Below are 25,067 nucleotides of genomic sequence, written 5' to 3'. Positions count from 1 at the left end.
TTTCTCAGTAACTAGTACTTGTTGCTAACATACTAGTACTAATGTATCAAAAACAGGAACCTGTTTGTTCTAAACGAGTACTATTTTCTCACATGCCAGTACTGGTTTGCTGTTTTATCGTTGCTATAGCGGAAATTCAATTAACTTATATGGAGAAGGGCATAGGTAGGGTGAGTTATACCGAGTTGCATTCAAAGAGAGTAGATTAGTTGGATAGGGAGATGGGGAGATGGGGAGATGGGGAGATGGGGAGATGGGGAGATGGGGAGATGGGGAGATTGGCGGAAGAGAAAGTTGTACCTTTGACCGCAACTTAGTATTAGGGGCGGACTTCCCCTTATTGTTCGCTTCGTAGCCAAGGTTGAGATAGTCCGCCCCGTAACGCACCACCGGGTCTGAATTTTAACAGGATGGATGTTCAATCTTGTAAATTTTCCACATCAGCTAAATCTTGTAACCTTCCTGATGCTTGTTTATTTTTTATAAGATTGTCTAAATCAATAAAATTAACCGATATATCGTCAATGATTACCTCAATTTTAGCCTGATAACAGGTTTCAAAATCCTCAGCTGTCAGCGGTCAGCGGTCAGCGGTCAGCTTAAAATAAACCTCGTTGGTGTAGCGTGCGCATCGTGCAAACTGGAGAATTTAATATAGAGAGGTTTTAGTTAGTTGAAAGTCTGGGTAAAAGTGAGATTCACCCTTCTGTTCCCAGATCCGCTGTTCCCAGATCCGCTGTTCCCTTTGCTATTTGGTATAGCGAGGATGACCATGTACGGCTACTGCATAACCCCCAATTACTAAATATTTGACTTGATTATCGTTTAATAATTGTATAAACTCTTTGAAGTCTTGGTTGAGCATTGTTGTATTGATAGTGGTGGTATTGCTTACGGATGATTTCTAGGGCTTATAAGCGTTTTTTATAGGACTGTTTTCGCCAATAGCTAAAATCGCTTTTTTGTTGTTTAATTTTTAGTTTATTAACTACTTTTTCCATGACACTATAGTGATTGTTAAAGATTACAAATTAGTTTAAACTATAAAAATTACCACCTCTGCATAAAAATCTATAATCGAGAGAGTTAGGTAATTATAACACTTCAAGAGGATGGCGTACTATGCTGAAAATTTACTCGGCTTTGGGGGATTGCTGCTCCCATGAACCCAAAAATTTGTACCTCACCCAATTGAAAACCGGTATATAGCAAGGCAAAAGGTATCCATACAAAAGTGCGTGGTGGACTGTCTCAGCTATGCTATAATCCGTTAAGGTCGCTTAGGGTATAAGTTTGGCAGCTTTGGCAGGCAACCTATCGACGCACCCCTAACACAAACTGCCTCAGCAAAAGGGAGAGCATGGTTTGAGATCACGCCCACCAGTCTAGGGAAAACGTCCAGCGCCATGAACATGATCGGATACATCCAAGCTTGATAACTAATGTCTAGACGTGATGATTTACATTTCTCCCTGCGCCGCACTCTCGAAAAAGATGGGTGGACGATTACAGATGATCCGTTAATTTTAGTGCTAGAAAAAACGCTATTGAAAGCTGATTTAGGAGCAGAAAAGTTTTTTGCAGCCGAAAAAAAAGGACGGAAAATTGCTGTAGAAATTAAAGGCTTCGACTCCCCTTCAGTCATTAATGAATTGGAAAAAACCATGGGACAGCTTCAGCTTTACCAATGGGCTTTGGAGAAGCAAGAACCAGAACGGCAGTTGTTCTTAGCTATCAGTCAAGCTATTTATATTCGACATTTCCAAAAACCAATTTTTCAGCTAGCTGTCGAGAGGAATAAAATTAACTTATTAGTTTACGAACCAGAGCGGGAGGCTATTGTTAAATGGAGCGCTCACTAAGCTATGCAGATATTCTGAAAAAAACCCTGCAAGAGGCAACTCGCGCCCAACCTCGCTTACAAGCAATTAAGCTTTATCCTGTTTGCGATCGCGATTCCGGTCATTTTCTGATTCTGGCTACAGGCTGGGATAAGCAACGCTGGATCAACTCCATTCTGTTTCATGCTCGCTTAGTCGATAGCCAAGTCATGATTGAAGAAGATAACTTCGAGGAAGGGTTAACCTCTGCACTGATTGCCGCAGGTATCCCAGTAGAAGATATTATTTGTCAATGGGTTTCAATCCCTGCACCTACTTCCCAGACCTCCTGAACCTCAGATGACAACCCCCCAAGCTATTGACTGGAATTCCCTAGCCTCGGAACTTACCGGAATAGAAATTATTGATGACCCAACCCAAGTCGCTAAATTATCCCTAGACTACTACCACTTCAGTCCGGTACTGGAATCCCAGCTTAAAGATAAACGGGGGAACATCGTAGTTCGTCCCACTACGGTGGCGGAAGTCCTGGAAATAGCTAGGGTTTGCGTTAAGTACAAAGCTCCCCTAACCGTAAGAGGCTCAGGCACTGGTAATTATGGTCAGTGTATCCCCCTCAACGGTGGTCTGATTCTCGATACTACTCGCCTCAATCAGATTAACTGGATAAAACCGGGTTTAGCCTCTGTTCAGCCTGGGGTCAAGCTAGCCGCCTTTGACAAAGAAGCTCATAAAATTGGCTGGGAATTGCGCATGGCTCCCTCTACCTATCGCACCGCTACTATTGGTGGGTTTATTGGTGGCGGGAGTGGCGGCATTGGTTCCATTACTTATGGAGTATTACGCGATCGCGGAAATATTCATGCTCTCCAAGTCGTCACCCTCGAAGACCAGCCCCGTGTGATCGAATTACGGTCAGATCAGTTGCAGAAGGTGAATCACGCCTATGGGACCAATGGCATTATCACCGAATTAGAAATACCCTTAGGACCAGTCTATCCTTGGGCTGAAGTGATAGTAGTCTTTGATGACTTTATGACTGCTGCTAGATTTGGTCAAGCCTTAGGTGATGCGGATGGCTTGATTAAGAAACTGATTAGCATTCACGCTTGGCCAATTCCATCCTACTTTGCCGCTCTCAGCAACTACCTTCCGGAAGCTAAGCACTGTGCCTTGCTGATGATAGCGGAATCTTCCCTAGAGCCATTCCAGGATTTAGTTCGGGAGTATGGTGGAGAGGTCACTTACCAGAAGACTGCCCTAGAAGCGAGTAAGGGAGTCAGCCTAGCAGAGTTCACCTGGAATCATACCACCTTACACGCCCGTAGTGTTGATCCCAGCCTCACCTATTTACAAACCTCATTTGTGAATCTGGAACAGGTGGAGCATTTTTATCAGCACTTTGGGGATGAAGTGATCATGCATTTAGAATTCATGCGAGTAGCAGGACAACTCATACCAGTGGGACTACAAATCGTTCGGTATAGTTCTGAGGAGCGTTTAAATGAGATTATTCGCTATCACGAAGAGTATGGCGCTATGATTGCTAATCCCCACACCTACATCTTGGAAGATGGGGGTATGAAAACCGTTGATATGGAACAGTTGCGGTTTAAGGAAATTGTTGATCCCTATGGATTGATGAATCCTGGTAAAATGCGAGCCTGGGAGCATCGGTAGAGTAAGGAGTGTGGGGAGATGGGGAGATAGGGAGATGGGGAGATGGGGAGATAGGGAGTAGGCAAAGATAGGGAAGTGTGGGGAGTTAAAGAAATATGGACACAACTGGACTCGAACCAGTGACCCCCACGATGTCAACGTGGTGCTCTAACCAACTGAGCTATGCGTCCAAACCATTCATTATGATAGCACATATTTAGAATATAGCAATTTTAAACCCTATAGCAAAGGGAGCAGGGAGCAGGGAGCAGGGAGCAGGGAGCAGGGAGCAGGGAGCAGGGAGCAGGGAGCAGGGAGCAGGGAGCAGGGAGCAGGGAGCAGGGAGCAGGGAGCAAAAGATTTCCTAAGCTTTGCTTCGACTGCTATAGCAATTCTCAGCAACCTTTGAGGGAAATTGCTATTGCTAGCATGCCTATTGCTAGCATGCCTATTGCTAGCATGCCTATTGCTAGCATGCCTATTGCTAGCATGCCTATTGCCTCTTGCCTCTTGCTAGCATGCCTATTCCCTATTCCCTATTCCCTATTCCCTTTCCTTCAAATTCTTTTGAAGGAGGACATGACAGATTAGTTCTGCTAAAATATCCTGGTCGTTCAGCCTTTACCAGCATCTTTATCTTTGAGTCAACCAATAGAGACCGCCAGTATCGATACATTAGCCCAGGAACTCGCAGCCATACAGCAAACTGGTTCTAAGCGAATTGCCTTGTTGGGGTCACGTCACGTTCCTATCACCCATCAGAATCTAATTGAGATGATGAGCTATGCCTTAGTGCAAGCCGGTAATCGTCTGATTACCTCTGGTGCCACTGGAACCAACTTAGCTGCCATTCGAGGTGCTATGCGAGCCGATCCGTCCTTGCTAACGGTAATTTTGCCCCAAAGTCTTCAGCGACAGCCACTGGAATCCCGAAATTACTTGGAGAAGGTAATGCATTTGGTGGAAAACCCCCAAAATGATACCTTGTCTCTCGCTGAAGCTAGTGCCTTGTGTAATGCCGAAATTATTGCCCGGTGTCAGCAGTTAATTTGTTTCGCATTCCATGATAGCCGTACCCTCCTGAACACCTGTAAGGAGGCAGAACAGCAAAGTAAGGTTGTTACTCTGTTCTATTTTGATTAGTTGTGATTAATTGTAATTAATTTTGATTAGTGTGAGCTAGACTATGCATCTATCCGGTTCGGGAATTTTACTTTACTGTATTGTGGGGGCAACGGTTTTAATATATCTACCGTATCTGGTAGTTGCCTACAGCCGTTTCAAACTAGGCTATGACCAAAGTGCCCCTCGCGCCATGTTTGATCAGCTACCGCCCTATGCCCAACGAGCGACTTGGGCACATCAGAACTCCTTTGAAACGTTTATTGTATTTAGCGCAGCAGCGTTGATGGCCTATATAACGGGTCAGAATTCAACCCTCGCCATCGGGTGTGCGATCGCATTTGTAATTGCCCGAGTCTTCTACTCGGTGTTTTACATTCTCGATATTCCCTTGGGGCGATCGCTGATGTTTGGCATCGGCTCTCTTTCCACTGGTACTCTGTTTGTTCTGAGTCTAATATCATGTCGGGATAATTACCCTTAATAAAAATCTCCCCATCTCCCCATCTCCCCATCTCCCCATCTCCCCATCTCCCCATCTCCCCATCTCCCCATCTCCCCATCTCCCCACCCTCCCTCTAATTATGGGTATTCAACCTGACTTGATATAAGCAGCGTCAGTGGCTAGACCAGATCAAGTCCACTTGCTTCGGGCCTTGATAGTTTTGGTTGTTGGTCATTTGTCTTGAGAGCCACCAGGTTGAGCCACCTCCCCAAGACTTATGGGCTTATTCAAGACTGATGCTACCGGGCTTGATATCAATAGGTTTAAAAATTTTGTATAGGGTGCAACAAATTTCCATTTTGGTTTTAAGCTGTTAGATAGTGAGTCACTATTGCTCACGGCCTACCGCTGACCGTTATTAATTATGGCTAGTACCTATTCTTTTGATATTGTTAGTGACTTTGATCGACAAGAGTTGGTCAATGCTGTGGATCAAACTATTCGTGAAATCAAAAGTCGTTACGACCTCAAAGATACTAAAACCACTGTCGAATTAGGAGAAGAATCTATCACCATCAATACTGATAGTGAATTCACCCTAGATGCTGTGCATACTGTTATTCGTACCAAAGCCGCGAAACGGGAACTTTCGCAAAAAATCTTCGACTATGGTAAAGTAGAATCAGCTAGTGGTAATCGTGTCCGCCAAGAAATCACGCTAAAAAAAGGCATCAGCCAAGAATATAGTAAAAAAATCACCAAATTGATTCGAGATGAATTTAAAAAAGTACAAGCCTCGATTCAAGGTGATTCAGTTAGAGTATCTAGCAAATCTAAGGATGACTTACAAGATATCATCCAGCGGTTGAAGCAAGAAGATTTGCCGATTGCTTTGCAATTTACTAACTATCGCTAAGTAAGCATTCAGCCTTCAGCTATCAGCCGTCAGTCGTCAGCCGTCAGCCGTGAGCTAAAAGCTCACGCTACTTGAGGTGCCGTCAGCTTATTTTATTCAAAAGCACATCAAGGTGGCACAGGCTTCTAGCCTGTGACCCATAAGCTGATAGCTGATAGCTGATAGCTGATAGCTGATAGCTGATAGCTGATAGCTGATAGCTGATAGCTGATAGCTGATAGCTGATAGCTGATAGCTGATAGCTGATAGCTGATAGCTGATAACTGATAGCTGATAACTGATAGCTGATAGCTAAATGCTTACACTCTAGACTACTATGGCTTGATCCCAGAGATGACTTCCTTAGCTGCTGCTAATGTGCGGTCAATATCGTCCTCGGTGTGAGCTAGGGAGGTAAATCCTGCTTCAAATTGTGAAGGGGCTAGGTAGATCCCACGCTCTAACATGCCCCGATGGAAAGGAGTGAATTTGGCTAAATCAGAGGTTTTGGCATCATCGAAGTTGTGAACAGGAACACCAGTAAAGAACATACCAAACATAGCGCTGATGTAACCACCAGTAGTGGCATGACCAGCATCTTTAGCAATTTGCAGTAATCCCTCGGAGAGCTTTTTAGTAATACTATCTAGCTGTTCATAGGTACCCGGTTTCTTGAGTAACTCCAGGGTTTTAATGCCTGCTGTCATGGCTAGAGGATTCCCAGAAAGGGTTCCGGCTTGATACATTGGCCCTGCTGGTGCCACCATCGACATGATATCCTTTCGTCCGCCATAGGCTCCCACGGGCAAACCACCACCGATAATTTTACCTAGGGTAGTCAAGTCAGGAGTGATGCCAAATTTCTCCTGAGCACCACCGTAGGCAATCCGGAAGCCAGTCATCACTTCATCAAACACCAGTAGAGCGCCATGGTTTTGAGTCAGTTCCCGCAAGCCTTCAAGAAAACCAGGCACAGGAGTGATGAAACCAGAATTCCCCACCACCGGTTCTAGGATGACCCCAGCAATATCATTGGGATATTGCTCAAATAAAGCTTTAACGGCGTCCAGGTCATTATAGGTAGCGGTTAACGTATTAGCAGTGGCCGACTTAGGAACACCAGGGGAATCCGGTAAACCTAGAGTAGCCACTCCAGAACCAGCTTGTACCAGCAGCATATCAGCGTGACCATGGTAGCAGCCAGAAAATTTGATAATTTTGTCCCGTCCTGTGAAGGCACGCATCAGGCGCAGAACTGCCATACAGGCTTCGGTCCCAGAATTAACAAACCGCACCATTTTAATACTAGGAACGGCCTCAATCACCATTTCTGCTAGCACGTTCTCTAGGGCAGAGGGAGCGCCAAAACTGGTACCCTTGTCTAGAGCCTGGTGCAATGCCCCAATAACGTCCGGATGAGCATGACCGCAAATGGCTGGTCCCCAGGTACCTACATAGTCAATGTACTGGTTGCCATCTACATCCCAGATGTATGCTCCTTCAACTCGGTCAAATACAATCGGTTCTCCCCCTACTGATTTAAAGGCTCTGACTGGGGAGCTTACCCCTCCTGGCATTAGGTTCTTGGCGGCGCTGAAAATTTCTTGTGATTTAGTGGTTTTAAACGACGTAGTGCTAACCAAAATAGTCTCCTAATATTAATAGTGTACGAGTGAGTTGAAAATAAGGGAAAAGGCGATCACCCCATTACCCCCCTTAAACAGGACAACAGGGAACTTCGGATCAGGTAACTTCGGCTTAGGGGCAATACTGGACAAGAGACTATTATCCTATGGAGGCTGATCCGTTTTGAATTTGTAAAGAAAGAATCCAGATTTACTGATCAATATTTAGTGATCAATTGGATGTCAGGTGTGGTATCTTGTAGGGTGTATCTCATTAAAGCTGTTTGACCGGCTGGGTGTTTCAATCTGTTGCCCTAAAACTATGTCAGCATCTGAACCGACTTCCATTAGCCAAGCTATACCAGTTGACCAAATTCGCTACAACGATCAAGGACTAGTGCCAGCCATTGTCCAAGATTACCTAGATGGTACGGTACTAATGATGGCTTGGATGAATCGGGAGTCATTGCAAAAAACCCTCGATACAGGAGAAACCTGGTTTTGGAGTCGCTCTCGTCAGGAATTGTGGCACAAGGGTGCTACATCTGGGCATTTACAAAAGATAAAATCTATCCGCTACGACTGTGACAGTGATGCTTTACTGGTGACGGCGGAACAAATTGGTGATATTGCCTGCCATACCGGTGAGCGTAGCTGTTTCCATCGAGTGGGGGCTAAGAAAGTAGACCCTCCAGCAGATACCTTGTCTCAGTTGTTTGAGATAATTTGCGATCGCCGTGACCATCCCGTAGAAGGGTCCTATACCTGTAAGTTGTTTAAGGGTGGGGATAATAAGATTCTTAAAAAAATTGGGGAAGAAGCGGCAGAAGTGGTAATGGCTTGTAAGGATGATGACCCGGATGCGATCGCATCTGAAGTAGCGGACTTGCTCTACCACAGCCTAGTTGCTATGGCTTACCATCAGGTTGATGTACAGGATGTTTATCGCAAATTGCAACAGCGCCGTCGATAGTGTTGGTGATGGTGAAAAAGGTGATTGGTAATTGGAGCAGATTTTGATCATAGAAAGAAGCCAAAAGGCCAATCACCATGGATGCGATCGCGTTCGCGATCGCGTCTGTTAGAGAGCATCGCTTTTTTTAACCAAATCCGGTAAACTGGCCCAGGTACTGTTAACCATAGATCACTACCTTGGCTTACGATAATATCTGTAAATATCTCGCAGAAAACTACCCAGCTGATTTGGTTAGGTGGCTTCATGGTATTGAAGTTACTGAAATCTCGGTGCTCAAAACTGAGTTAAATACCGAACCGATTCACGCCGATTCCTTGACACTGTTGCAAACGGCTAACCAAATCTTGCAATGGGAATTTCAAACCCTACCAGCTTCCAAGCCATCCCTACCATTGCGGATGCTCAAGTATTGGGTCAGACTCAGAGAAAAGTATAACTGTCCTGTTGAACAGGTCGTGATATTTCTGAAGTTCACCACCTCATCTAAAGTTTATACTAACCAGTTGCTGGAGAGTAACACTAGCCATCGCTATCGAGTAATTAGGATGTGGGAGCAAGACCCTGAGCTATTTTTGGCCAATCCTGCCTTATTGCCCTTTGCTCCTCTGGCATAAGCGTGAGTCTCCTACAAGATTATTAGAGCAAGTGGCGGCAGCAGTAGATAGGATTGAAGAACCACTAGCTTTTACTAACATATCCGCTTGTACCCAGTTACTAGCTGGTTTGCGGTTTGACCAACGGTTGATCACAGAATTATTTCCGGAGGAAGTGATGCAAGAGTCTGTAATTTATCAGAAGATAATTCAAAAAGGACATCAACTGGGTTTACTCGAAGGAAAACGGGAAGGTTTACTCGAAGGAAAACGGGAAGGTTTACTCGAAGGAAAACAAGAGGAAGGATACTCAATCGTTATACGTCAACTGACCCGTCGGTTTGGGAGTGTTGACGACCAGCTACAACAGGGGATTCAAAAGCTTTCTGTGGCTCAATTGGAGGAGTTGAGCGAGGCGCTGTTGGATTTTGAGACCGTCACAGATTTGACGGTATGGTTGGCATCCCATCAGCAATAAAAAATGCCTACGCTTTTTTTAACCAAATCCTGTAAACTGGCCCAGGTACTGTTAACCATAGATAACAAATAACTACCTTGGCTTACGATAATATCTGTAAATATCTCGCAGAAAACTACCCAGCTGATTTGGTTAGGTGGCTTCATGGTATTGAAGTTACTGAAATCTCGGTGCTCAAAACTGAGTTAAATACCGAACCGATTCACGCCGATTCCTTGACGCTGCTGCAAACCCCTAATCAAATCCTACAGTGGGAATTTCAAACCCTACCGGCTTCCAAACCATCCCTACCATTGCGGATGCTCAAGTATTGGGTCAGACTCAAAGAAAAGTATAACTGTCCCGTTGAACAGGTCGTGATATTTCTCAAGTTCACCACCTCAAACAAAGCTTATACTAATCAGTTGCTGGAGGGTAACACCAGCCATGGCTATCGAGTAATCAGGATGTGGGAGCAAGACCCTGAGCAATTTTTGGCCAATCCCGCCTTATTGCCTTTTGCCACTTTAGCATTCAGTGAGTCTCCTAAACGATTATTAGAGCAAGTGGCGGCAGCAGTAGATAGGATTGAAGAACCACTAGCTTTTAGTAACATATCCGCTTGTACCCAGTTACTAGCTGGTTTGCGGTTTGACCAACGGTTGATCACAGAATTATTTCCGGAGGAAGTGATGCAAGAGTCTGTAATTTATCAGAAGATAATTCAAAAAGGACATCAACTGGGTTTACTCGAAGGAAAACGTGAAGGTTTACTCGAAGGAAAACGTGAAGGAAAACAAGAGGAAGGATACTCAATCGTTATACGTCAACTGACCCGTCGGTTTGGGAGTGTTGACGACCAGCTACAACAGGGGATTCAAAAGCTTTCTGTTGCTCAATTGGAGGAGTTGAGCGAGGCGCTGTTGGATTTTGAGACAGTCACAGATTTGACGGTATGGTTGGCATCCCATCAGCAATAAATCGGATGCCTACACATCCAAGCTCACTGGCATGCTCCCACACTTCCTACCTAGGTGCGCTCTTACCATTAAGAATTAAATTCGCCACGGGTCGCACCTCTTGTAAGTGTGGGCTTCTCGCCAAAACCAGCCCTTGCTTGTCCCTATTCCCTACTCCCTGTTTCTTGATCAGCTGTGCCCTGTTCCCTTTGCTATATCAATCCTATAAATCGGCTTTTGAATTCCGATTGAACCCATTAAAAATCCAGTTTAATAATTGGGGAAAAAAACGTTTAATAACTGAGATAATTTTTGCCATTCCATCAGGAAAAACCTGAGGTTTATTATCAATGATTCCTTGAATCGTTTCGCCCATGACCTTAGCCGGATCAGTTACTAAAAATTCCGGCAACCCCTGATTTTCTTTGGCAAGGGTTCCATACTGTTCCGACTGGAGAATGGGAGTACGGCTGTAAAAGGGATAAACAGCTGTAACCTTGACGTTATAAATTTTAACTTCATTTAAAAGCCCTTCGCTGAATCCTCGCAACCCGAATTTACTAGCAGCATAATGAGCGATGCCAGCGGGTGCAATCCAGCCAGCAGCAGAGGAAATGTTAACGATGTGACCTTGGCGACGTTTAATCATATCAGCGGCAAATAAAGAACTTAATCGCATTGGTGCGAGCAGATTTACCTGCATCAGCCTTTCCCATTTTTCCGCAGGCACTTCGTCCATGCGACCAAAAAGCCCAATTCCAGCATTGTTGATCAAAATATCGATTTCTATTCCCAGGTTTTTAACCTGCTGATAAAGGGTTTCGCATCCGTCACGTTCAGAAATATTAATTTCCAAAAGAGCAAGTATATCCCCAGTTTTAACCTCCCGTTGAATAGCTTCGGCACGCTCTTTAAGAAGAGTTTCATCAAGATCTGTGAGGATCAAACGGCTACCAGATTCTAATAATTGTCGAGTCAATTCCTGACCGAATCCACCGGCAGCACCGGTTATCAGTACAACAGCTCCATGGAGATTGCTCATCTAATTGTTCTCAATTTTTGCTCTGGGTTAAATTTTAGGAGATTGGAGTATTCCCCATAGTAATAAAAACCAGGGTAAATTAATGTTAGGTATCAGCGACGCATATTTTATTAATGGTGGCCAAAACATTGGAGCTATAAAACGTAGAGAGCGTAGTGATACCGGACGTAACCCGTCTTTATCGATAATTCCATAGTGATCAGCCAGTTCTGCAACAACTCGAACGCGGCCTGTAAAGTGCATTACAGTTGGGTCTGCAGCAAGGGCAGCAATAACGCGCCCTGTTAGTAAAGGAGTTTCCCAATTAAAGCCTTGAGAGATCACTCGGCTTTGCTGATTACCTGGTTTATCTTCTGCCATTTGCAAAGCCAAACTGGACATATGCTCGGTACCAACTATGCCTGGCCAAATCGAAAGGGATGCCACATTATATTGCTTGAGTTCAACAGCCATATCTGCAGCCAGTCGATCGCAAGCGGCTTTACCCGCTCCATAGGCGGCACCAAAGATGTAAGACATGCCGCCCCAAGATGAGATGGTGCAAATCAACCCCTGCTGACGCTGAATCATCAGTCGAGCTGCAAAAACACTGGCAATATAATGGCTGCGGAGACCGACATGATTGACAGCATCCCAAAGATTCTCAGGGCATTCCCAAAATGGTTTTTCGTATCCATCCTTCAATGCCTGCACTCCTGAAAACGCATTATTGACCAGCAGATCCAGTTGTCCCTTCTGCTCGTCTTGAATCCGTTCAAAAAGTAAGCGCACTTGTTGGTCGTCGCTATGATCTACCATTACCGGAATACAAATCCCACCAGCATCTTGCACAGCTAATTGGGTTTCCCTAAGACTACCGGAAACTCCCTCTGTGACATTGGAACTGTCGAGACTACGACCAGTAATATATACCGTAGCACCTGCCTCGCCAAGGCCAATCGCAATTCCTTTACCAATACCACGGCTGGCACCCGTGACCAAGGTGACTTTGCCTTTAAGGCTTTCCATAATTGCTTTTTTTGATATTGATATTAATTCATGTTAACATTTTTTTGACATTTTATGGTTGAGATTTTTATCTAAACGTCGATGATCGGTAAACGTAACTCTCGAACTAAACAATAAAACGAATAATCCCCTACAATTATACCATAAAAATAATCAAAATGCAAGTAGTTATTATTGGTGCAGGAATGTCTGGTATCTGCATGGGTATTAAACTTAAAAAAGCAAAAATACCTTTCATTATTTTAGAAAAATCATCTCGACTTGGAGGGACTTGGCGGGATAATAAATACCCAGGATGTGCCTGTGACATTCCCGCTCATTTATATTGCTACTCTTTTGAAATGAAACATGATTGGGGTCAAGTTTATCCCTCTCAGGCAGAGATATTGAAATACTTAGAACAATGCACACGTAAATACAATATTTATCCCCATATCCGTTTTAATCAAGAGGTTATTAGTGCCCATTTCAATGCCCAAAATTGCCTCTGGTATGTTAACACAGCTGAGAATGAAACGATAACAGCTAACATACTGATCAGTGCCTGGGGAGGTTTAAATTTACCCAAATTACCGAATTTAAATAGCTTGGAAACCTTCAAAGGAGTCTCGTTTCACTCAGCTAGATGGAATCACACCTTTGATTTAACTGATAAAACTGTGGCAGTTGTAGGAACTGCAGCGAGTGCAGTTCAATTTCTACCAGAAGTTGCCAAAAAAGTAAAAAAACTATTCATTTTTCAAAGAACTCCTAACTGGATTACTAACCGAGACGATGGGACTTATTCAGCCCAGATGCAATGGTATTTTAAGAATTTCCCTATTCTGATGCAACTGCACCGTGGATTACTATACTTGCGTAATGACTTAATCAATTTTTCTCTATTCACTACTGGAAGTTTTATCGGTAAGTACCTGCGAAAACAATTGGAAAAACGCATACACCAGGAAATTGATGACTCCCGAGTACGGGATGCGGTGATGCCCAGCTATCAACCCGGTTGTAAACGAATTTTAATTAATAACGACTTTTATCAAACCCTGAACCGAAATAATGTAGAATTGATTACAGATAAGATAGAAAGCATAACTACTGATAGTCTGGTAACCGAACAAGGAAAAGACTATAAAGTTGATGCTATTATCTATGCTACAGGATTTAACTCTTTGTCCTATCAAAAAATCGATATACGTGGTAGCAACGGAGAGAGTCTAGCGGAGATATGGGGCAACGAACCAGAAGCGTATCTTGGTATTTCTGTTCCCCATTTCCCTAACTTTTTTAGTCTTTTAGGACCGAATACTGGTTTGGGTCATAGCTCGGTCATCTTAATGGTAGAGTGCCAAGTTAATTATATTATCGGCTGCTTGAATAAAATGCTCAGAGAAGACTGGAAATCTCTGGAAGTGAAGGAGGAAGCCATGAGACGTTATTATCAGGATTTATGGAAAACTATGGAAAAGAGGGTGTGGACAAAAGAAAACTGTATGAGTTGGTATCAAAATAAAGATGGGAGAGTATTCGCTTTGTGGCCTGGTAATACTATCCAATATTGGTGGGCTACAAGAAAACCAATTTTCGATGACTATATTTCTACCTAGCCTAGTTGCGATCGCACAAGCGCGGAAGCTGAGGCCGTAGGCCACGCTTTGCGAACGCTTCATCGCGTAGCGGCTCTTTGAGAGCATCGCTACGCGATCGCTTTTTTTGACCAAATCCTGTAAACTTGGCCAGGTAGTCTTAACCACAGATAACTACTTTGGGTTACGATAACATTTGTAAATATCTCGCCGAAAAGTACCCAGCTGATTTGATCAGGTGGCTTCATGATATTGAAGTTACTGAAATATCAGTCCTGAAAACTGAGTTAAATACCGAACCGATTCACGCCGATTCCTTGACCCTGCTGCAAACCCCTAATCAAATCTTGCAGTGGGAATTTCAAACCCTACCGGCTTCCAAGCCATCCCTACCATTGCGCATGCTCAAGTATTGGGTCAGACTCAAAGAAAAGTATGATTGTCCGATTGAGCAGGTGGTTATATTTCTGAAATCCACTCGCTCAGAAAAAGTTTATACTAACCAGTTGGTCGATACTAACACCAGTCATCGCTATCGAGTAATCAGACTGTGGGAGCAAGACCCTGAGCAATTTTTGGCCAATCCCGCCTTATTGCCCTTTGCAACTCTGGCATTCAGTGAGTCCCCGACAAGATTATTAGAGCAAGTGGCGGCAGCAGTAGATAGGATTGAAGAACCACTAGCTTTTACTAACATCTCCGCTTGTACCCAGTTACTAGCGGGTTTGCGGTTCCACCAAAGGTTGATCACAGAATTATTTCCGGAGGAAGTGATGCAAGAGTCTGTAATTTATCAGAAGATCATTCAAAAAGGACATAAACTTGGTTTACTCGAAGGAAAACTTGAAGGAAGGCAAGAGGAAGGGTACTCAATCGTTAGACGCCTGATCACCCGTCGGTTTGGTAGTGTTTCAGACCAGCTACTTGAGGGGATCCAAAAGCTTTCTGTTGCTCAATTGGAGGAGTTGAGCGAGGCGCTGTTGGATTTTGAGACAGTGACAGATATAGCTGTGTGGTTGGCATCCCATCAGCAATAAAAAAAGCGATGCTCTCAAAGAGCCCCTACGCGAAAGCGATTGGCCTATGGCCAGGCTAAAAGCGATTGACCTTGGCCAAAAGGCCACGCTACGCGAATGGTCACGCTACGCGATGAAGCTTCGCTTCCGCTAAAAGCGATCGCTTTTTTTGACCAAATCCGGTAAACTGGCCCAGGTACTGTTAACCATAGATAACTACCTTGGCTTACGATAATATCTGTAAATATCTCGCCGAAAACTACCCAGCTGATTTGATCAGGTGGCTTCATGATATTGAAGTTACTGAAATATCAGTCCTGAAAACTGAGTTAAATACCGAACCGATTCACGCCGATTCCTTGACCCTGCTGCAAACCCCTAACCAAATCCTGCAGTGGGAATTTCAAACCCTACCGGTTTCCAAGCCATCCCTACCATTGCGGATGCTAAAGTATTGGGTCAGACTCAAAGAAAAGTATAACTGTCCCATAGAGCAGGTGGTGATATTTCTGAAATCCACTAACTCAGAAAAAGCTTATACTAATCAGTTGGTCGATACTAACACCAGTCATTGCTATCGAGTAATCAGGATGTGGGAGCAAGACCCTGAGCTATTTTTGACCAATCCCGCCTTATTGCCCTTTGCGACTCTGGCATAAGCGTGAGTCTCCAACCAGATTATTAGAGCAAGTGGCAGCAGCAGTAGATAGGATTGAAGAACCACTAGCTTTTACTAACATATCCGCTTGTACCCAGTTACTAGCTGGTTTGCGGTTTGACCAAAGGTTGATCACAGAATTATTTCCGGAGGAAGTGATGCAAGAGTCTGTAATTTATCAGAAGATCATTCAAAAAGGACATAAACTTGGTTTACTTGAAGGAAAACTTGAAGGAAGGCAAGAGGAAGGGTACTCAATCGTTAGACGTCTGATCACCCGTCGGTTTGGGAGTGTTGAAAACCAGCTACTTGAGGGGATCCAAAAGCTTTCTGTGGCTCAATTGGAGGAGTTGAGCGAGGCGCTGTTGGATTTTGAGACAGTCACAGATTTGACAGTCTGGTTGGCATCCCATCAGCAATAAACAGGATGCGTGGAAATTAAGAATTAAGAATTAAGAATTGGGAATTAAGAATTGAGAATTAAGAATTAAGAATTGAGAATTGAGAATTAAGAATTGGGAATTGGGAATTAAGAATTGGGAATTGGGAATTGGGAATTAAGAATTGGGAATTGGGAATTAAGAATTGAGAATTGGGAATTCTGCCTTCTGCCTTCTGTCTTCTGCCTTCACCATTCTGCCTTCACCATTCTGCCTTCTTAATTCTTAATTCTTAATTCTACATTCTTAATTCTACATTCTTAATTCTACATTCTTAATTCTACATTCTTAATTCTACATTCTGACCAACAACCTTCAACTTGAAACAGACATTTGATACCGTCCCAAGGCCAACAACGGGAAATATTGTTGATAGAAGTGGTACTTCAAATAAAAATGACTGGGAAAACCTGTGCCTGTAAACTCGGTTTCATCCCAACTGCCATCGGGCTGTTGAGTTGACACTAAGTAGTTGACTCCCATCTCAATGGCATCCCTTGCCCAGTTGCCAGTAGCTTCTCCTGCTGCCATTAAACCAATTAAAGCCCAAGCGGTTTGAGATGCGGTACTGATTCCTAGTCCCTTAAGACTGGGATCATCGTAACTAAGACAGGTCTCACCCCAGCCACCATTGAGGTTTTGACATTTCACTAGCCAAGCCGCACCCCGTTCGATACTACGTTGGTGGGTGTGAGGCGCTATTTTAGATAAGGCGGAAAGAGCACTACTGGTGCCATAGATATAGTTAACCCCCCAACGACCAAACCAGCTGCCATCGGCTTCCTGTTCCTGAATCAAAAATGCGATCGCTTTCTCTAACTGCTGGGATTCTATGGATAAATTACACGAACCCAGCATTTCCAGGACCCGTGCGGTCACATCCGCTGTGTTAGGGTCAATCATCGCTTTCAGGTCAGCATAGGGCAGAGAATTGAGCCAGTGTTGATTATTATTAATATCAAACGCCGCCCAACCCCCTTGGTTACACTGCATTGATGCTATCCAAGCCAAGCCACGAGCTATGGCTGCCTGCTTTAGTTTCTGATTAGGCAGTTTCAAGCTATTCAAGGCCATAATCACCACTGGGGAATCATCTAAATCGGGATAGAAACGGTTTTGAAACTCAAAGGCCCATCCTCCTGGTTTCCCTTGGGGATTCTTGACCACCCAATCCCCATAGTCTAGTATTTGCTGCTGCAACAACCATTCGCCACCCCGAACTAAGGCTGGATGATCCGGTTCTAAACCAGATTCCACCATCGCTCGCAATACCCAAGCTGTATCCCAAACTGGGGAAACACAGGCTTGGACTCGGTAGCTGTCAGGGGTTTCAATGGCAAAGCGATCAATGGCTTCAAGTCCCCGTTGCACGACCGGATCCGCAAGATCATAGTTGAGACAACGCAACGCTAACAGGGAATTCAACATGGCTGGAATAATTCCCCCCCAGTCTCCTGTGGCTTCTTGCCTTTCCAAGACCCATTTTTCTGCTGCTGCCAGTCCCTGCTTCCGGAATGGAACTAAATTCAAGTCTTCTGCTAACTTAAATCCATCATCAAGCAATACAAATAAATCTGTCCAATCGGAATTGCGAGGTAGCTCAAACTTGGCGTGATCAGCTCCTTCGGTATATAACTCGTCTAGAGTGATGCTTGGCTGAATATCAAATACTGGCTTCTGGTCAAAGACAATTAATAAAGGAACTGTACTTCCCCTTGCCCAGCTAGACATTTCATAGATCGTAAAGGGAAACCATTGCGGAAACAACATTATCCAGGGGGGAATCGAGGGAATCCCGCGCCAGCTATAGCAGCCAATCAAGGCTAAATGAAATTTGGTGAAAATCCGGGTTTTGCTGATGCCACCTCGTCTGAGAATAAAATCCCTGGCTCGGACCAAAGCTGAGTCGCTGGCGGGTACCCCCAAAAGGCGAAGTGCCATATAAGCTTCCACCGAACAACTCAAATGCCCACCATCGCCATAGAAAAGTTCCCAGCCACCATGTTTCCGCTGTTGAGAACGCAGATAGGCTTCCGCTTTATGTAAAGGTCGTTCTTTGTCAGTTCCCCAAATTTTATGGAGTAGGATAATTTCCGCCGTTATGGTGACATTAGATTCTAGTTCTGCCCACCAGTAACCATCGGGATATTGCTGAGCGAGTAGATAGCTTTGGCTATTTGCGATCGCTTCTGTAACCCCTGAGTTTACAATCCTGTCTTGGGTTTGCATGTTTTACCGTTCCACTTCACACACCAGATTCATCGGTGCGCGCCTCCAAGGCCGCGAGCAATCCCTCGCGGCCTTGGGTCGCACCTTTGGTTACGTTATTTTGCTATTTGTAGTGGATAATTGGCAATAGCTATCAATACAAATGGATACAATCGGATTAGGAATAACTGTTCTATCCTTAGGGATTTGGATCGGATTACTAGGATTTCGGGGTCAGTTTTGGCGAGCAGACCAACGGCTGGTTATAGAGACTTTCCCTACCAGGTCTGTAGGTCAAGGGGAATCCTTACCCAGGGTTTGTGCTGTAATTCCAGCTCGTAATGAAGCTGAGTTGCTCCCCACGACATTGCGATCGCTTCTGGCTCAAGACTACCCTGGCTGCTTGAAGGTGATTGTAGTCGATGACCAAAGCACTGATCAAACTGCTACCATTGCTCAAGCCCTTGCCCAGGAAAGCAACCAATCCTCCGAACGATTCCAACTAGAAGTATTATCCGGTCAAGAGCTACCCCCTGGCTGGACAGGTAAACTTTGGGCCTTAGAACAGGGGATTCGTCATGGGCAGCAGCAAACCCCAGCCCCAGATTATTTTTTATTTACCGATGCTGATATTGAGCATGATCCAGGCAATCTCCGTCAACTGGTTACTAAAGCTGAGATGGAACACTTGGATCTAGTTTCCCTAATGGTGTTGCTCAGATGCCAAGACTTTTGGGAACGACTACTTATTCCTGCTTTTGTCTTCTTCTTTCAAAAACTGTATCCCTTTGCTTGGGTCAATAACCCCACAAAATCTACTGCGGCTGCGGCTGGAGGATGTATTTTAATTCCCCATCAAGCCTTAAAGCGCATCGGTGGGATTGAGGTGGTGCGTCAAGCATTAATCGATGATTGCGCCCTAGCTCAAGCAGTTAAATCTAGTAATACAGCAAGTTTCGCCCCCCTAGCCCCCCAGCGAGCAATCCCTCGCTGGGGGGTACAAAACTCTCAAAGTCCCCCCGAGCGAGGGATTGCTCGCTCGGGGGATTTAGGGGGCTTTAGCAAAACCAATCAGCAACGCCCTGGCTTTGGTGGCATTTGGTTAGGGCTAAGTCAATCAACTCGCAGCTTACGACCATATCCTTCTTTAGCCAGTATCTGGAATATGATTGCTCGCACCGCCTTTACCCAACTAGAGTATTCCCCATGGCTATTAGTCGGTACAGTGATGGGAATGACGTTAATTTATCTAGTACCCCCGATTGGTTTAATCGTTAGTGTTTTGACTGGACATTGGCTGAATGCGATCGCATCTTTTGTGACATGGTTGCTGATGGCTTTAGCTTACTTACCGACACTGCGTCTCTATCAATGTTCTCCTCTGCTGGGATTTTGCTTACCTGGGATCGGGTTGCTCTATACCCTAATGACTATAGATTCAGCATGGCGACATTGGCAAGGAAGGGGTGGTGCTTGGAAAGGAAGGGTTTATTCGGTTGAGGGTTGAGGTTGGAGGTTGGAGGTTGTTCGCGTAGCGTGGCCGTTCGCGTAGCGTGGCCTAAAGGCCAAAAGGCCAAGGTTGTTCGCGTAGCGTGGCCAAAGGCCAAGGTTGGAGGTTTAAGGTTTAAGGTTTAAGGTTTAAGGTTTAAGGTTTAAAGTTTAATTTTATAGCAGTCGAAGTAAAATTTAAAACATATTTTTGTGACCAGATATGCTGTTGCTTATTAACTATTACCCTTTCCATAACTATACTTCAATGTCTATAATTCCTTTCTACTGCCCCTAATGCTTTCAGGGTTGCTTTTTCTAAGTCCGTTAAACCTTGGATTCCAGTGATTTTCATGTTGGTGTAGGGTTTGTTGCTGAGGGTTTTGATGCATTCGCCTGTTTGAATGTCCCAGATTTTAATAGTTTCATCTAAGCTGCCACTGGCAATAATAGTGCCATCACAACTGATAGCTAATCCAAAAATTATGCTAGTATGACCGTTTAGAGTTTTCAAAGATTGTCCAGTTCGTACATCCCAAAGTTTTACAGTTGCTTCATGACCGCTACTGGCAATAGTTTTGCCATCAGGACTGAAGACCACAGACCAGAACCAACCACTATCACCTTGAAACGTTCGCAGACATTCTCCAGTTTGGATATCCCACAACTTAATAGTTTTATCTTGACTGCTACTGGCAATAATTGTGCCGTCAGGGCTAAATGCTACTGAAAATACTCGCTTCGTGTGACCCAACAAGGTTTGAAAACAGTCTCCAGTATTAATATTCCATAGTCTTACTGCTTTGTCCTCACTGCTACTGGCAATAGTTGTACCATCAGGACTAAATGCTACTGATCTTAGGGGAGCAGCGTGCCCCTCCAGGGTTTTGAGCACTTTTCCAGTGCTTAGATTCCATAGCTTTAGGGTTTTATCCCTACTACCACTAGCTAGGGTCATACCATCAGGACTGATGGCGATTGCGGGTGCTATGTTGTAGAAACCAGCGGTACTCTCCTGAAAGGTTTTTAGTACTTCTCCAGTACTAATATTCCATAACTTTATAGTTGTATCATCGCTGCTGCTGGCTAGAGTTATACCATCGGGGCTGAAAACTAAGGAATAAACCCCTAAAGTATGTCCTTGAAGAGTATTAATGCATTCTCCCGTGCTTAGATCCCAAACCTTAATTCTATGGTCATAACCACTACTAGCGAGTATCTTACCGTTAGGACTAATAGCTACTGATTTTACCGAGTCACTATACCCCTGTAAGGTATGCAAACATTCTTGCTGCTTAATACTCCATAACTTTACTTTTTGATCGGCACTGCTACTCAATAAAGTTTTTCCATCGAGGCTAATATCAACTGAAAAAACCTCCAGGTTGTGTCCTGTGAAAGTTTGGATACATTCTTCCTGGTCAAAAGCCCATACTTTCAAAGTGTGATCTGCACCACCACTTACTATACTATCACCATCACGGCTAAAAACTACTGATAATATTCGACCACGATGACCTTGCCAAGTTTTAAGACATTGACCTGTATCGATGTCCCACAACTTAATAGTAGGATCTTGTTTACCAGCAGTACTACATATAGTTTTGCCATCTGGGCTGAAAGCTACGGAATGAAGTCGATCCGTATGACCATGCCAGGTTTTTAGGCATTCTCCACTCTCAGCATCCCAAAGTTTGATATTGCAGTCATAAGATCCACTAGCAATCCTTTTACCATCAGGACTAATATCCACCGCTCTGACTCGCTCAGTATGTCCTGCCAAAGTTCTCAGACATTGACCAGTTTTGATGTTCCAAAGCTTGATAGTTTTGTCATCGCTACCACTAGCTATAATCTGACGCTCTGAATTTAAAGCAATTGACCAAATTCCATTAGTATGTCCTCTAAGAGTGTGTAGACACTGTTGAGTTTGCACATCCCAGATTTTAACGGTTCTGTCACCGCTACCACTAGCGATAATCTTACCATCTGCACTAAAAGCAATTGACTGAATCCAATCCGTGTGTTCTTGAAAAAGCGCGATTGGCTTACAATCAGCTACTCGCCATAAGCGAATGTCTCCAAGGCGATCGCTTGTGGCAAAAATCTCACCATTGGGGTGAAAGGCAACAGAAAAAACTGTACTAAAGACTTTATTAAACAGGGAATGAGCCAGATTTGCCCCAGCAAAATTCACCTCTGTTAAACTAGCACCAACAAAATCCCCACCCAAAACCATACAACCACTCAAATCACAACCTTCCAACGCCGATGGCTGTGCCTTCAACAACAAGGTTGCCGCATTCCCTCCCACATAACCAACTTCCTCCTCAGTCTTACCCCTCGTTCCCCTCACAACCTCTAACAAACTTTCCTTGGTACCCTCCCCAGCCTCAAGCATGGGAACCAGCAAATCCAACACCGCCTTAGCCAAAGGTGCTTTACCAAAGGTACTGGGCAAATCCACCTGAGCCTCAAACCTGGACACATCAGCAATTTCTGCCAAATCAGCTGCCAAGACTCCCAACTCCGCAGCTAACTTAAACGCGACAAAAAACTCCAACAAAGAACGATGGGCTGGAGTATAATCACCTAATTCATCACGAATTAGCATGGTTTGCCCCATCATGTCATAATGCCAGTGGTCTAAATCCTTTTGCTCCTGTACCACCCTCCCAAACAACCGCCGAATTCTGTCGGGGAACAATCGATAATTAAGCTTCATTTTGTCAGTAGACAACATTTCCCAAGACAACTCGCACAGGAAATAGAGCTTATCTGCCATTGAGGTAAAAGTGCGATCGCTTTTAATATCCCGCTCCATCTTCCGGCGTGTTGCATAGAGATAAATGCGGGAAATATCCACAGGTTTACCAGCCTCAATTTCCGGTAAGGCTTCCAAAATTAACTCAATCATCACCGGACGACGAGCTAAATCTAACAGTTGAGTATTTCCCATCACTTTCTGAACCGTTTCCGGTTTAGCTTGGAATGACAGCACTTTTCGGATTTGGTCATCATTAAACTTCTCTAATTTTAGTACTTCAAATTGGGGTTTTTCTCCAGTCAGTTTAGCTGTGGATGCTTGCAATTCGGCATTCAGTAAAGCACGACCTTCTTTAGCTTCAGGAAAATGCTCAGTGCGACAGGTAAGAATAACCTTAGAATTGGGAACGACCACCCGTGCCAATTCCCAAAAATTGTTTATCATCCGCTGACGATCAACTTTGGCTGCCATCTCATCAAAACCATCAAAGATAATTAACAGTTTCCCCATGCGGTTGAGTTGTTCAAACACATTGCTGTTGATCCGGAGGTTGTGTTGACTAAAGAAGAAACCCGCTAGCACATTTTTTACATCCAAAGCTCTAGCATAATCCCGCAGCGTAATTACTAAAGGCAGACGAGGACGTTCTCTTCCCCTAGCTTTTGCAGTTTTATAACGTTGCACAGCACTCCAGGCATAGTGAAAAGCAAACCAAGTTTTTCCCATACCAAATTCCCCCAGCACTGAAATATGTTCCTTTGCTGGGTCATCAAGCCAACGGTCAATATAGCCATCAATCCAACCATCCTCTGATTCATAGTGACTGACAGCGACTAGGTGTTTAGTGGCTGGATGAAATTCTTCTTTAGTACAAGCCAGAGGCACATACATCTGGTCAATGCCTCGGCTTTTTACCTCTGCTTCTAACCAATCAATGTAACCACTAAAATCTGCTGTTTCATCGAGAAGTTCATCAAAGGTATAGCAAAATAGATAGCGGTTTTCTCGTTGCTGTACCTGCTCCCTTGCTGCTTTGCTAATGCGGCGACTGGTTACCAGCCACCCTTCATCAGTGCTTTGTGCTTCTACTGATTGACGCAGTGCTTCTAAGTCACTAACTTCTGCTTCTCCCTGTATCCCTCGTACTAAAATGCGGTCATAGCCCCGCCGTGCAGGAATGTTAATAATCCACTCAAAATAATCATCTCCCCAGACTTGGTAATTTTCCATCTCATAGCTAAGTGCTTTAAACCAACCTCTCATCTGTTCGGCTAAAACTGATTCTCTCGGTTGAGTTCGGGATAAAAGACCTTGATCACTTATTTCTACTAAGCTATTAGGTTTTTCTAGTATTCTTTGTAAACTTTGCTGGAAATTTTTTCGCTGATGGTCACCTATTACTTCTAGTGGTGTACGGGAACGTTTGGCAATGTCGATAAACAGGGCACTAAATTCAGCCAACTCGCGGCGATAATCAAGACCTAGTGCTATAATTTTATCCGCCAAATCCTCATTCTGGAGATAGTCTTGAGCTACATCTAACCATAGACTTGGGTTATCCTGTTCAAAAGCAGTCCTGAATGCTTTTTTTACGTTTGCCTGTCGCAACAGCTTAAGGAATGGTTCTGGTTTCCCTACACCGTATTCAATTAGGGTGTAGACATAAACACCTTCAAAATTCTTGGGTGGTGCATCAGGTTTGAGCTTGAATTTTGTTAAGAGTTTGACAACGGTTTCTTGGCGATTCAGCTTGTCTGTTACCTGAGTAACACCTAAAGAGACAATGGCACTAATGATGTCGTCAATTATGAACATGGGTGTGGTGGGGATAACTAGCTTTACCAGAGTCAGCTCATCTAAATTCGTATCACAAACTACAGATGAAAGTTATTTTATAGTATCACAAACCTAAAATCTGCTGCGGCCATGTCAATAAGCTGCCTCCATTCTCAATAATTTTGAGATTATTGAGAATGTGATTTGATAAATCTGAAAAATCCTAATGGCGTTCGCGTTCACGGAGTGTGGCGAAGTCAAGCGTCGGCTTTACCGAATCGCAACGGTTTATTCTTTTTTGCTCAAAGTACCTTGAAAGTTCAGCGATTGAGTAGAACAAAGGTACTTATTTTGACCTCGATTTTTTCCAATTTCAATAAAAATTGGTTTAATCAGATTTTTTTCAGTTACAATTTATAGAAAATTAGATGAGCTTACCCTGCTAGCTTTACCGCCAGAAGTGTTTAATTTAGCAATATAATTTTACCAAAATGGCTGATGTCTGTCTATCG

Annotated in this window: 22 protein-coding genes, 1 tRNA gene and 2 pseudogenes; 15 read left to right on the top strand and 10 right to left on the bottom strand. The window is 44.1% G+C overall.

Annotated features, from left to right (window positions below; translation table 11 throughout):
- Window positions 1-229: 229 nt before the first annotated feature.
- The 4 genes from F6K53_RS10170 (at window position 230) to F6K53_RS10155 (ending at window position 3,521) form a co-directional block, all read left to right on the top strand.
- Window positions 230-355, top strand: a complete 126-nt coding sequence (locus F6K53_RS10170; RefSeq protein ID WP_293080533.1) for a hypothetical protein — start codon at window positions 230-232, stop codon at window positions 353-355.
- A 1,087-nt stretch (window positions 356-1,442) separates the two neighbouring features.
- A complete protein-coding gene (locus F6K53_RS10165) occupies window positions 1,443-1,862 on the top strand; it encodes a XisH family protein (protein WP_293080531.1) in 420 nt (139 codons plus the stop codon).
- On the top strand, window positions 1,847-2,173 hold the full coding sequence (locus F6K53_RS10160) for an element excision factor XisI family protein (RefSeq protein ID WP_293073611.1): 327 nt from the start codon (window positions 1,847-1,849) through the stop codon (window positions 2,171-2,173). Before F6K53_RS10165 ends, F6K53_RS10160 begins: the two co-directional genes overlap by 16 nt.
- Before the next feature lie 7 nt (window positions 2,174-2,180).
- On the top strand, window positions 2,181-3,521 hold the full coding sequence (locus F6K53_RS10155; RefSeq protein ID WP_293080528.1) for an FAD-binding oxidoreductase: 1,341 nt from the start codon (window positions 2,181-2,183) through the stop codon (window positions 3,519-3,521).
- 96 nt (window positions 3,522-3,617) lie between these two features.
- Here F6K53_RS10155 and F6K53_RS10150 read toward each other — a convergent pair.
- Both F6K53_RS10150 and F6K53_RS10145 read right to left on the bottom strand, forming a co-directional pair.
- Window positions 3,618-3,691: transfer RNA gene (locus F6K53_RS10150), tRNA-Val, on the bottom strand.
- Between the two features lie 49 nt (window positions 3,692-3,740).
- A complete protein-coding gene (locus tag F6K53_RS10145) occupies window positions 3,741-3,902 on the bottom strand; it encodes a hypothetical protein (protein ID WP_293066985.1) in 162 nt (53 codons plus the stop codon).
- 3 nt (window positions 3,903-3,905) lie between these two features.
- Between F6K53_RS10145 and F6K53_RS10140 the strand changes: the two genes are divergently transcribed.
- The 4 genes from F6K53_RS10140 (at window position 3,906) to F6K53_RS10125 (ending at window position 5,983) form a co-directional block, all read left to right on the top strand.
- The gene (locus F6K53_RS10140) at window positions 3,906-4,091 is read left to right on the top strand and encodes a hypothetical protein (protein WP_293066982.1); all 186 of its coding nucleotides are present in this window, start codon (window positions 3,906-3,908) and stop codon (window positions 4,089-4,091) included.
- 48 nt (window positions 4,092-4,139) lie between these two features.
- Window positions 4,140-4,643, top strand: coding sequence for a DNA recombination-mediator protein A (locus F6K53_RS10135; protein WP_293019466.1), 504 nt, complete (start codon window positions 4,140-4,142; stop codon window positions 4,641-4,643).
- Between the two features lie 43 nt (window positions 4,644-4,686).
- Entirely contained in the window at window positions 4,687-5,106 is a 420-nt protein-coding gene (locus F6K53_RS10130) for an MAPEG family protein (RefSeq protein ID WP_293019467.1), read from the top strand.
- A 385-nt stretch (window positions 5,107-5,491) separates the two neighbouring features.
- Complete coding sequence (locus F6K53_RS10125) at window positions 5,492-5,983, top strand: YajQ family cyclic di-GMP-binding protein (protein ID WP_293019468.1); 492 nt, start codon at window positions 5,492-5,494, stop codon at window positions 5,981-5,983.
- Between the two features lie 314 nt (window positions 5,984-6,297).
- Here F6K53_RS10125 and hemL read toward each other — a convergent pair whose 3' ends face one another.
- The gene (hemL, locus tag F6K53_RS10120; RefSeq protein WP_293080526.1) at window positions 6,298-7,605 is read right to left on the bottom strand and encodes a glutamate-1-semialdehyde 2,1-aminomutase; all 1,308 of its coding nucleotides are present in this window, start codon (window positions 7,603-7,605) and stop codon (window positions 6,298-6,300) included.
- A 304-nt stretch (window positions 7,606-7,909) separates the two neighbouring features.
- Between hemL and hisIE the strand changes: the two genes are divergently transcribed.
- Window positions 7,910-8,560, top strand: a complete 651-nt coding sequence (gene hisIE / locus F6K53_RS10115; protein WP_293019470.1) for a bifunctional phosphoribosyl-AMP cyclohydrolase/phosphoribosyl-ATP diphosphatase HisIE — start codon at window positions 7,910-7,912, stop codon at window positions 8,558-8,560.
- 47 nt (window positions 8,561-8,607) lie between these two features.
- Here the strand turns inward: hisIE and F6K53_RS10110 are convergent, their stop codons facing one another.
- Window positions 8,608-8,808 (bottom strand): hypothetical protein, encoded by a 201-nt coding sequence (locus F6K53_RS10110; protein WP_293080641.1) that lies wholly within the window; start codon window positions 8,806-8,808, stop codon window positions 8,608-8,610.
- Between F6K53_RS10110 and F6K53_RS10105 the strand changes: the two are divergent.
- Both F6K53_RS10105 and F6K53_RS10100 read left to right on the top strand, forming a co-directional pair.
- Window positions 8,740-9,634 (top strand): annotated as a pseudogene (locus tag F6K53_RS10105) (DUF4351 domain-containing protein). The gene F6K53_RS10110 and the pseudogene F6K53_RS10105 sit on opposite strands and share 69 nt — an antisense overlap.
- Window positions 9,635-9,711: 77 nt before the next feature.
- Window positions 9,712-10,593 carry a DUF4351 domain-containing protein gene (locus F6K53_RS10100; protein WP_293080523.1) on the top strand — a complete coding sequence of 294 codons (882 nt, stop codon included), beginning with the start codon at window positions 9,712-9,714 and terminating at the stop codon, window positions 10,591-10,593.
- 202 nt (window positions 10,594-10,795) lie between these two features.
- Here the strand turns inward: F6K53_RS10100 and F6K53_RS10095 are convergent, their stop codons facing one another.
- Both F6K53_RS10095 and F6K53_RS10090 read right to left on the bottom strand, forming a co-directional pair.
- Window positions 10,796-11,614 (bottom strand): SDR family NAD(P)-dependent oxidoreductase, encoded by an 819-nt coding sequence (locus F6K53_RS10095; RefSeq protein ID WP_293080520.1) that lies wholly within the window; start codon window positions 11,612-11,614, stop codon window positions 10,796-10,798.
- A 27-nt stretch (window positions 11,615-11,641) separates the two neighbouring features.
- The gene (locus F6K53_RS10090) at window positions 11,642-12,622 is read right to left on the bottom strand and encodes an SDR family NAD(P)-dependent oxidoreductase (RefSeq protein ID WP_293080518.1); all 981 of its coding nucleotides are present in this window, start codon (window positions 12,620-12,622) and stop codon (window positions 11,642-11,644) included.
- 158 nt (window positions 12,623-12,780) lie between these two features.
- Here F6K53_RS10090 and F6K53_RS10085 point away from each other — a divergent pair, with 158 nt between their 5' ends.
- Both F6K53_RS10085 and F6K53_RS10080 read left to right on the top strand, forming a co-directional pair.
- Window positions 12,781-14,223 carry an NAD(P)/FAD-dependent oxidoreductase gene (locus F6K53_RS10085; RefSeq protein WP_293080515.1) on the top strand — a complete coding sequence of 481 codons (1,443 nt, stop codon included), beginning with the start codon at window positions 12,781-12,783 and terminating at the stop codon, window positions 14,221-14,223.
- A gap of 158 nt (window positions 14,224-14,381) precedes the next feature.
- Entirely contained in the window at window positions 14,382-15,239 is an 858-nt protein-coding gene (locus F6K53_RS10080; protein ID WP_293080513.1) for a DUF4351 domain-containing protein, read from the top strand.
- A 44-nt stretch (window positions 15,240-15,283) separates the two neighbouring features.
- Here F6K53_RS10080 and F6K53_RS10075 read toward each other — a convergent pair whose 3' ends face one another.
- Window positions 15,284-15,508 (bottom strand): hypothetical protein, encoded by a 225-nt coding sequence (locus F6K53_RS10075; protein ID WP_293080639.1) that lies wholly within the window; start codon window positions 15,506-15,508, stop codon window positions 15,284-15,286.
- Between F6K53_RS10075 and F6K53_RS10070 the strand changes: the two are divergent.
- Window positions 15,440-16,298: pseudogene (locus F6K53_RS10070) on the top strand (DUF4351 domain-containing protein). The gene F6K53_RS10075 and the pseudogene F6K53_RS10070 sit on opposite strands and share 69 nt — an antisense overlap.
- Before the next feature lie 333 nt (window positions 16,299-16,631).
- Here F6K53_RS10070 and shc read toward each other — a convergent pair.
- Window positions 16,632-18,545, bottom strand: a complete 1,914-nt coding sequence (shc, locus tag F6K53_RS10065; RefSeq protein ID WP_293073060.1) for a squalene--hopene cyclase — start codon at window positions 18,543-18,545, stop codon at window positions 16,632-16,634.
- A gap of 142 nt (window positions 18,546-18,687) precedes the next feature.
- On the opposite strand from shc, the gene F6K53_RS10060 reads away from it, so the two are divergent.
- The gene (locus tag F6K53_RS10060) at window positions 18,688-20,031 is read left to right on the top strand and encodes a glycosyltransferase (protein ID WP_293040658.1); all 1,344 of its coding nucleotides are present in this window, start codon (window positions 18,688-18,690) and stop codon (window positions 20,029-20,031) included.
- Here F6K53_RS10060 and F6K53_RS10055 read toward each other — a convergent pair.
- A complete protein-coding gene (locus tag F6K53_RS10055) occupies window positions 19,955-20,131 on the bottom strand; it encodes a hypothetical protein (protein ID WP_293072633.1) in 177 nt (58 codons plus the stop codon). The two genes, F6K53_RS10060 and F6K53_RS10055, sit on opposite strands and share 77 nt — an antisense overlap.
- Before the next feature lie 146 nt (window positions 20,132-20,277).
- Window positions 20,278-24,594, bottom strand: coding sequence for an NACHT domain-containing protein (locus F6K53_RS10050; protein ID WP_293072635.1), 4,317 nt, complete (start codon window positions 24,592-24,594; stop codon window positions 20,278-20,280).
- Window positions 24,595-25,067: the final 473 nt, after the last annotated feature.

The sequence above is a fragment of the Moorena sp. SIO4A1 genome, from assembly GCF_010672065.1.
In the GTDB taxonomy this organism is placed as follows: Bacteria; Cyanobacteriota; Cyanobacteriia; order Cyanobacteriales; family Coleofasciculaceae; genus Moorena.
The sequence above is the reverse complement of the archived record's forward strand: the minus strand, read 5'-3'. Positions and strand labels throughout refer to the sequence as shown.

Bases quoted from the DNA above. Each gene is read 5' to 3' on its own strand.
- shc (WP_293073060.1), bottom strand. From the start codon at position 18,545: ATGCAAACCCAAGACAGGATTGTAAACTCAGGGGTTACAGAAGCGATC.
- hisIE (WP_293019470.1), top strand. From the start codon at position 7,910: ATGTCAGCATCTGAACCGACTTCCATTAGCCAAGCTATACCAGTTGAC.
- F6K53_RS10085 (WP_293080515.1), top strand. From the start codon at position 12,781: ATGCAAGTAGTTATTATTGGTGCAGGAATGTCTGGTATCTGCATGGGT.
- F6K53_RS10155 (WP_293080528.1), top strand. From the start codon at position 2,181: ATGACAACCCCCCAAGCTATTGACTGGAATTCCCTAGCCTCGGAACTT.
- F6K53_RS10125 (WP_293019468.1), top strand. From the start codon at position 5,492: ATGGCTAGTACCTATTCTTTTGATATTGTTAGTGACTTTGATCGACAA.
- F6K53_RS10095 (WP_293080520.1), bottom strand. From the start codon at position 11,614: ATGAGCAATCTCCATGGAGCTGTTGTACTGATAACCGGTGCTGCCGGT.
- F6K53_RS10160 (WP_293073611.1), top strand. From the start codon at position 1,847: ATGGAGCGCTCACTAAGCTATGCAGATATTCTGAAAAAAACCCTGCAA.
- F6K53_RS10165 (WP_293080531.1), top strand. From the start codon at position 1,443: ATGTCTAGACGTGATGATTTACATTTCTCCCTGCGCCGCACTCTCGAA.
- F6K53_RS10130 (WP_293019467.1), top strand. From the start codon at position 4,687: ATGCATCTATCCGGTTCGGGAATTTTACTTTACTGTATTGTGGGGGCA.
- F6K53_RS10090 (WP_293080518.1), bottom strand. From the start codon at position 12,622: ATGGAAAGCCTTAAAGGCAAAGTCACCTTGGTCACGGGTGCCAGCCGT.
- F6K53_RS10050 (WP_293072635.1), bottom strand. From the start codon at position 24,594: ATGTTCATAATTGACGACATCATTAGTGCCATTGTCTCTTTAGGTGTT.
- F6K53_RS10110 (WP_293080641.1), bottom strand. From the start codon at position 8,808: ATGAAGCCACCTAACCAAATCAGCTGGGTAGTTTTCTGCGAGATATTT.
- F6K53_RS10060 (WP_293040658.1), top strand. From the start codon at position 18,688: ATGGATACAATCGGATTAGGAATAACTGTTCTATCCTTAGGGATTTGG.
- F6K53_RS10170 (WP_293080533.1), top strand. From the start codon at position 230: ATGGGGAGATGGGGAGATGGGGAGATGGGGAGATGGGGAGATGGGGAG.
- F6K53_RS10075 (WP_293080639.1), bottom strand. From the start codon at position 15,508: ATGAAGCCACCTGATCAAATCAGCTGGGTAGTTTTCGGCGAGATATTT.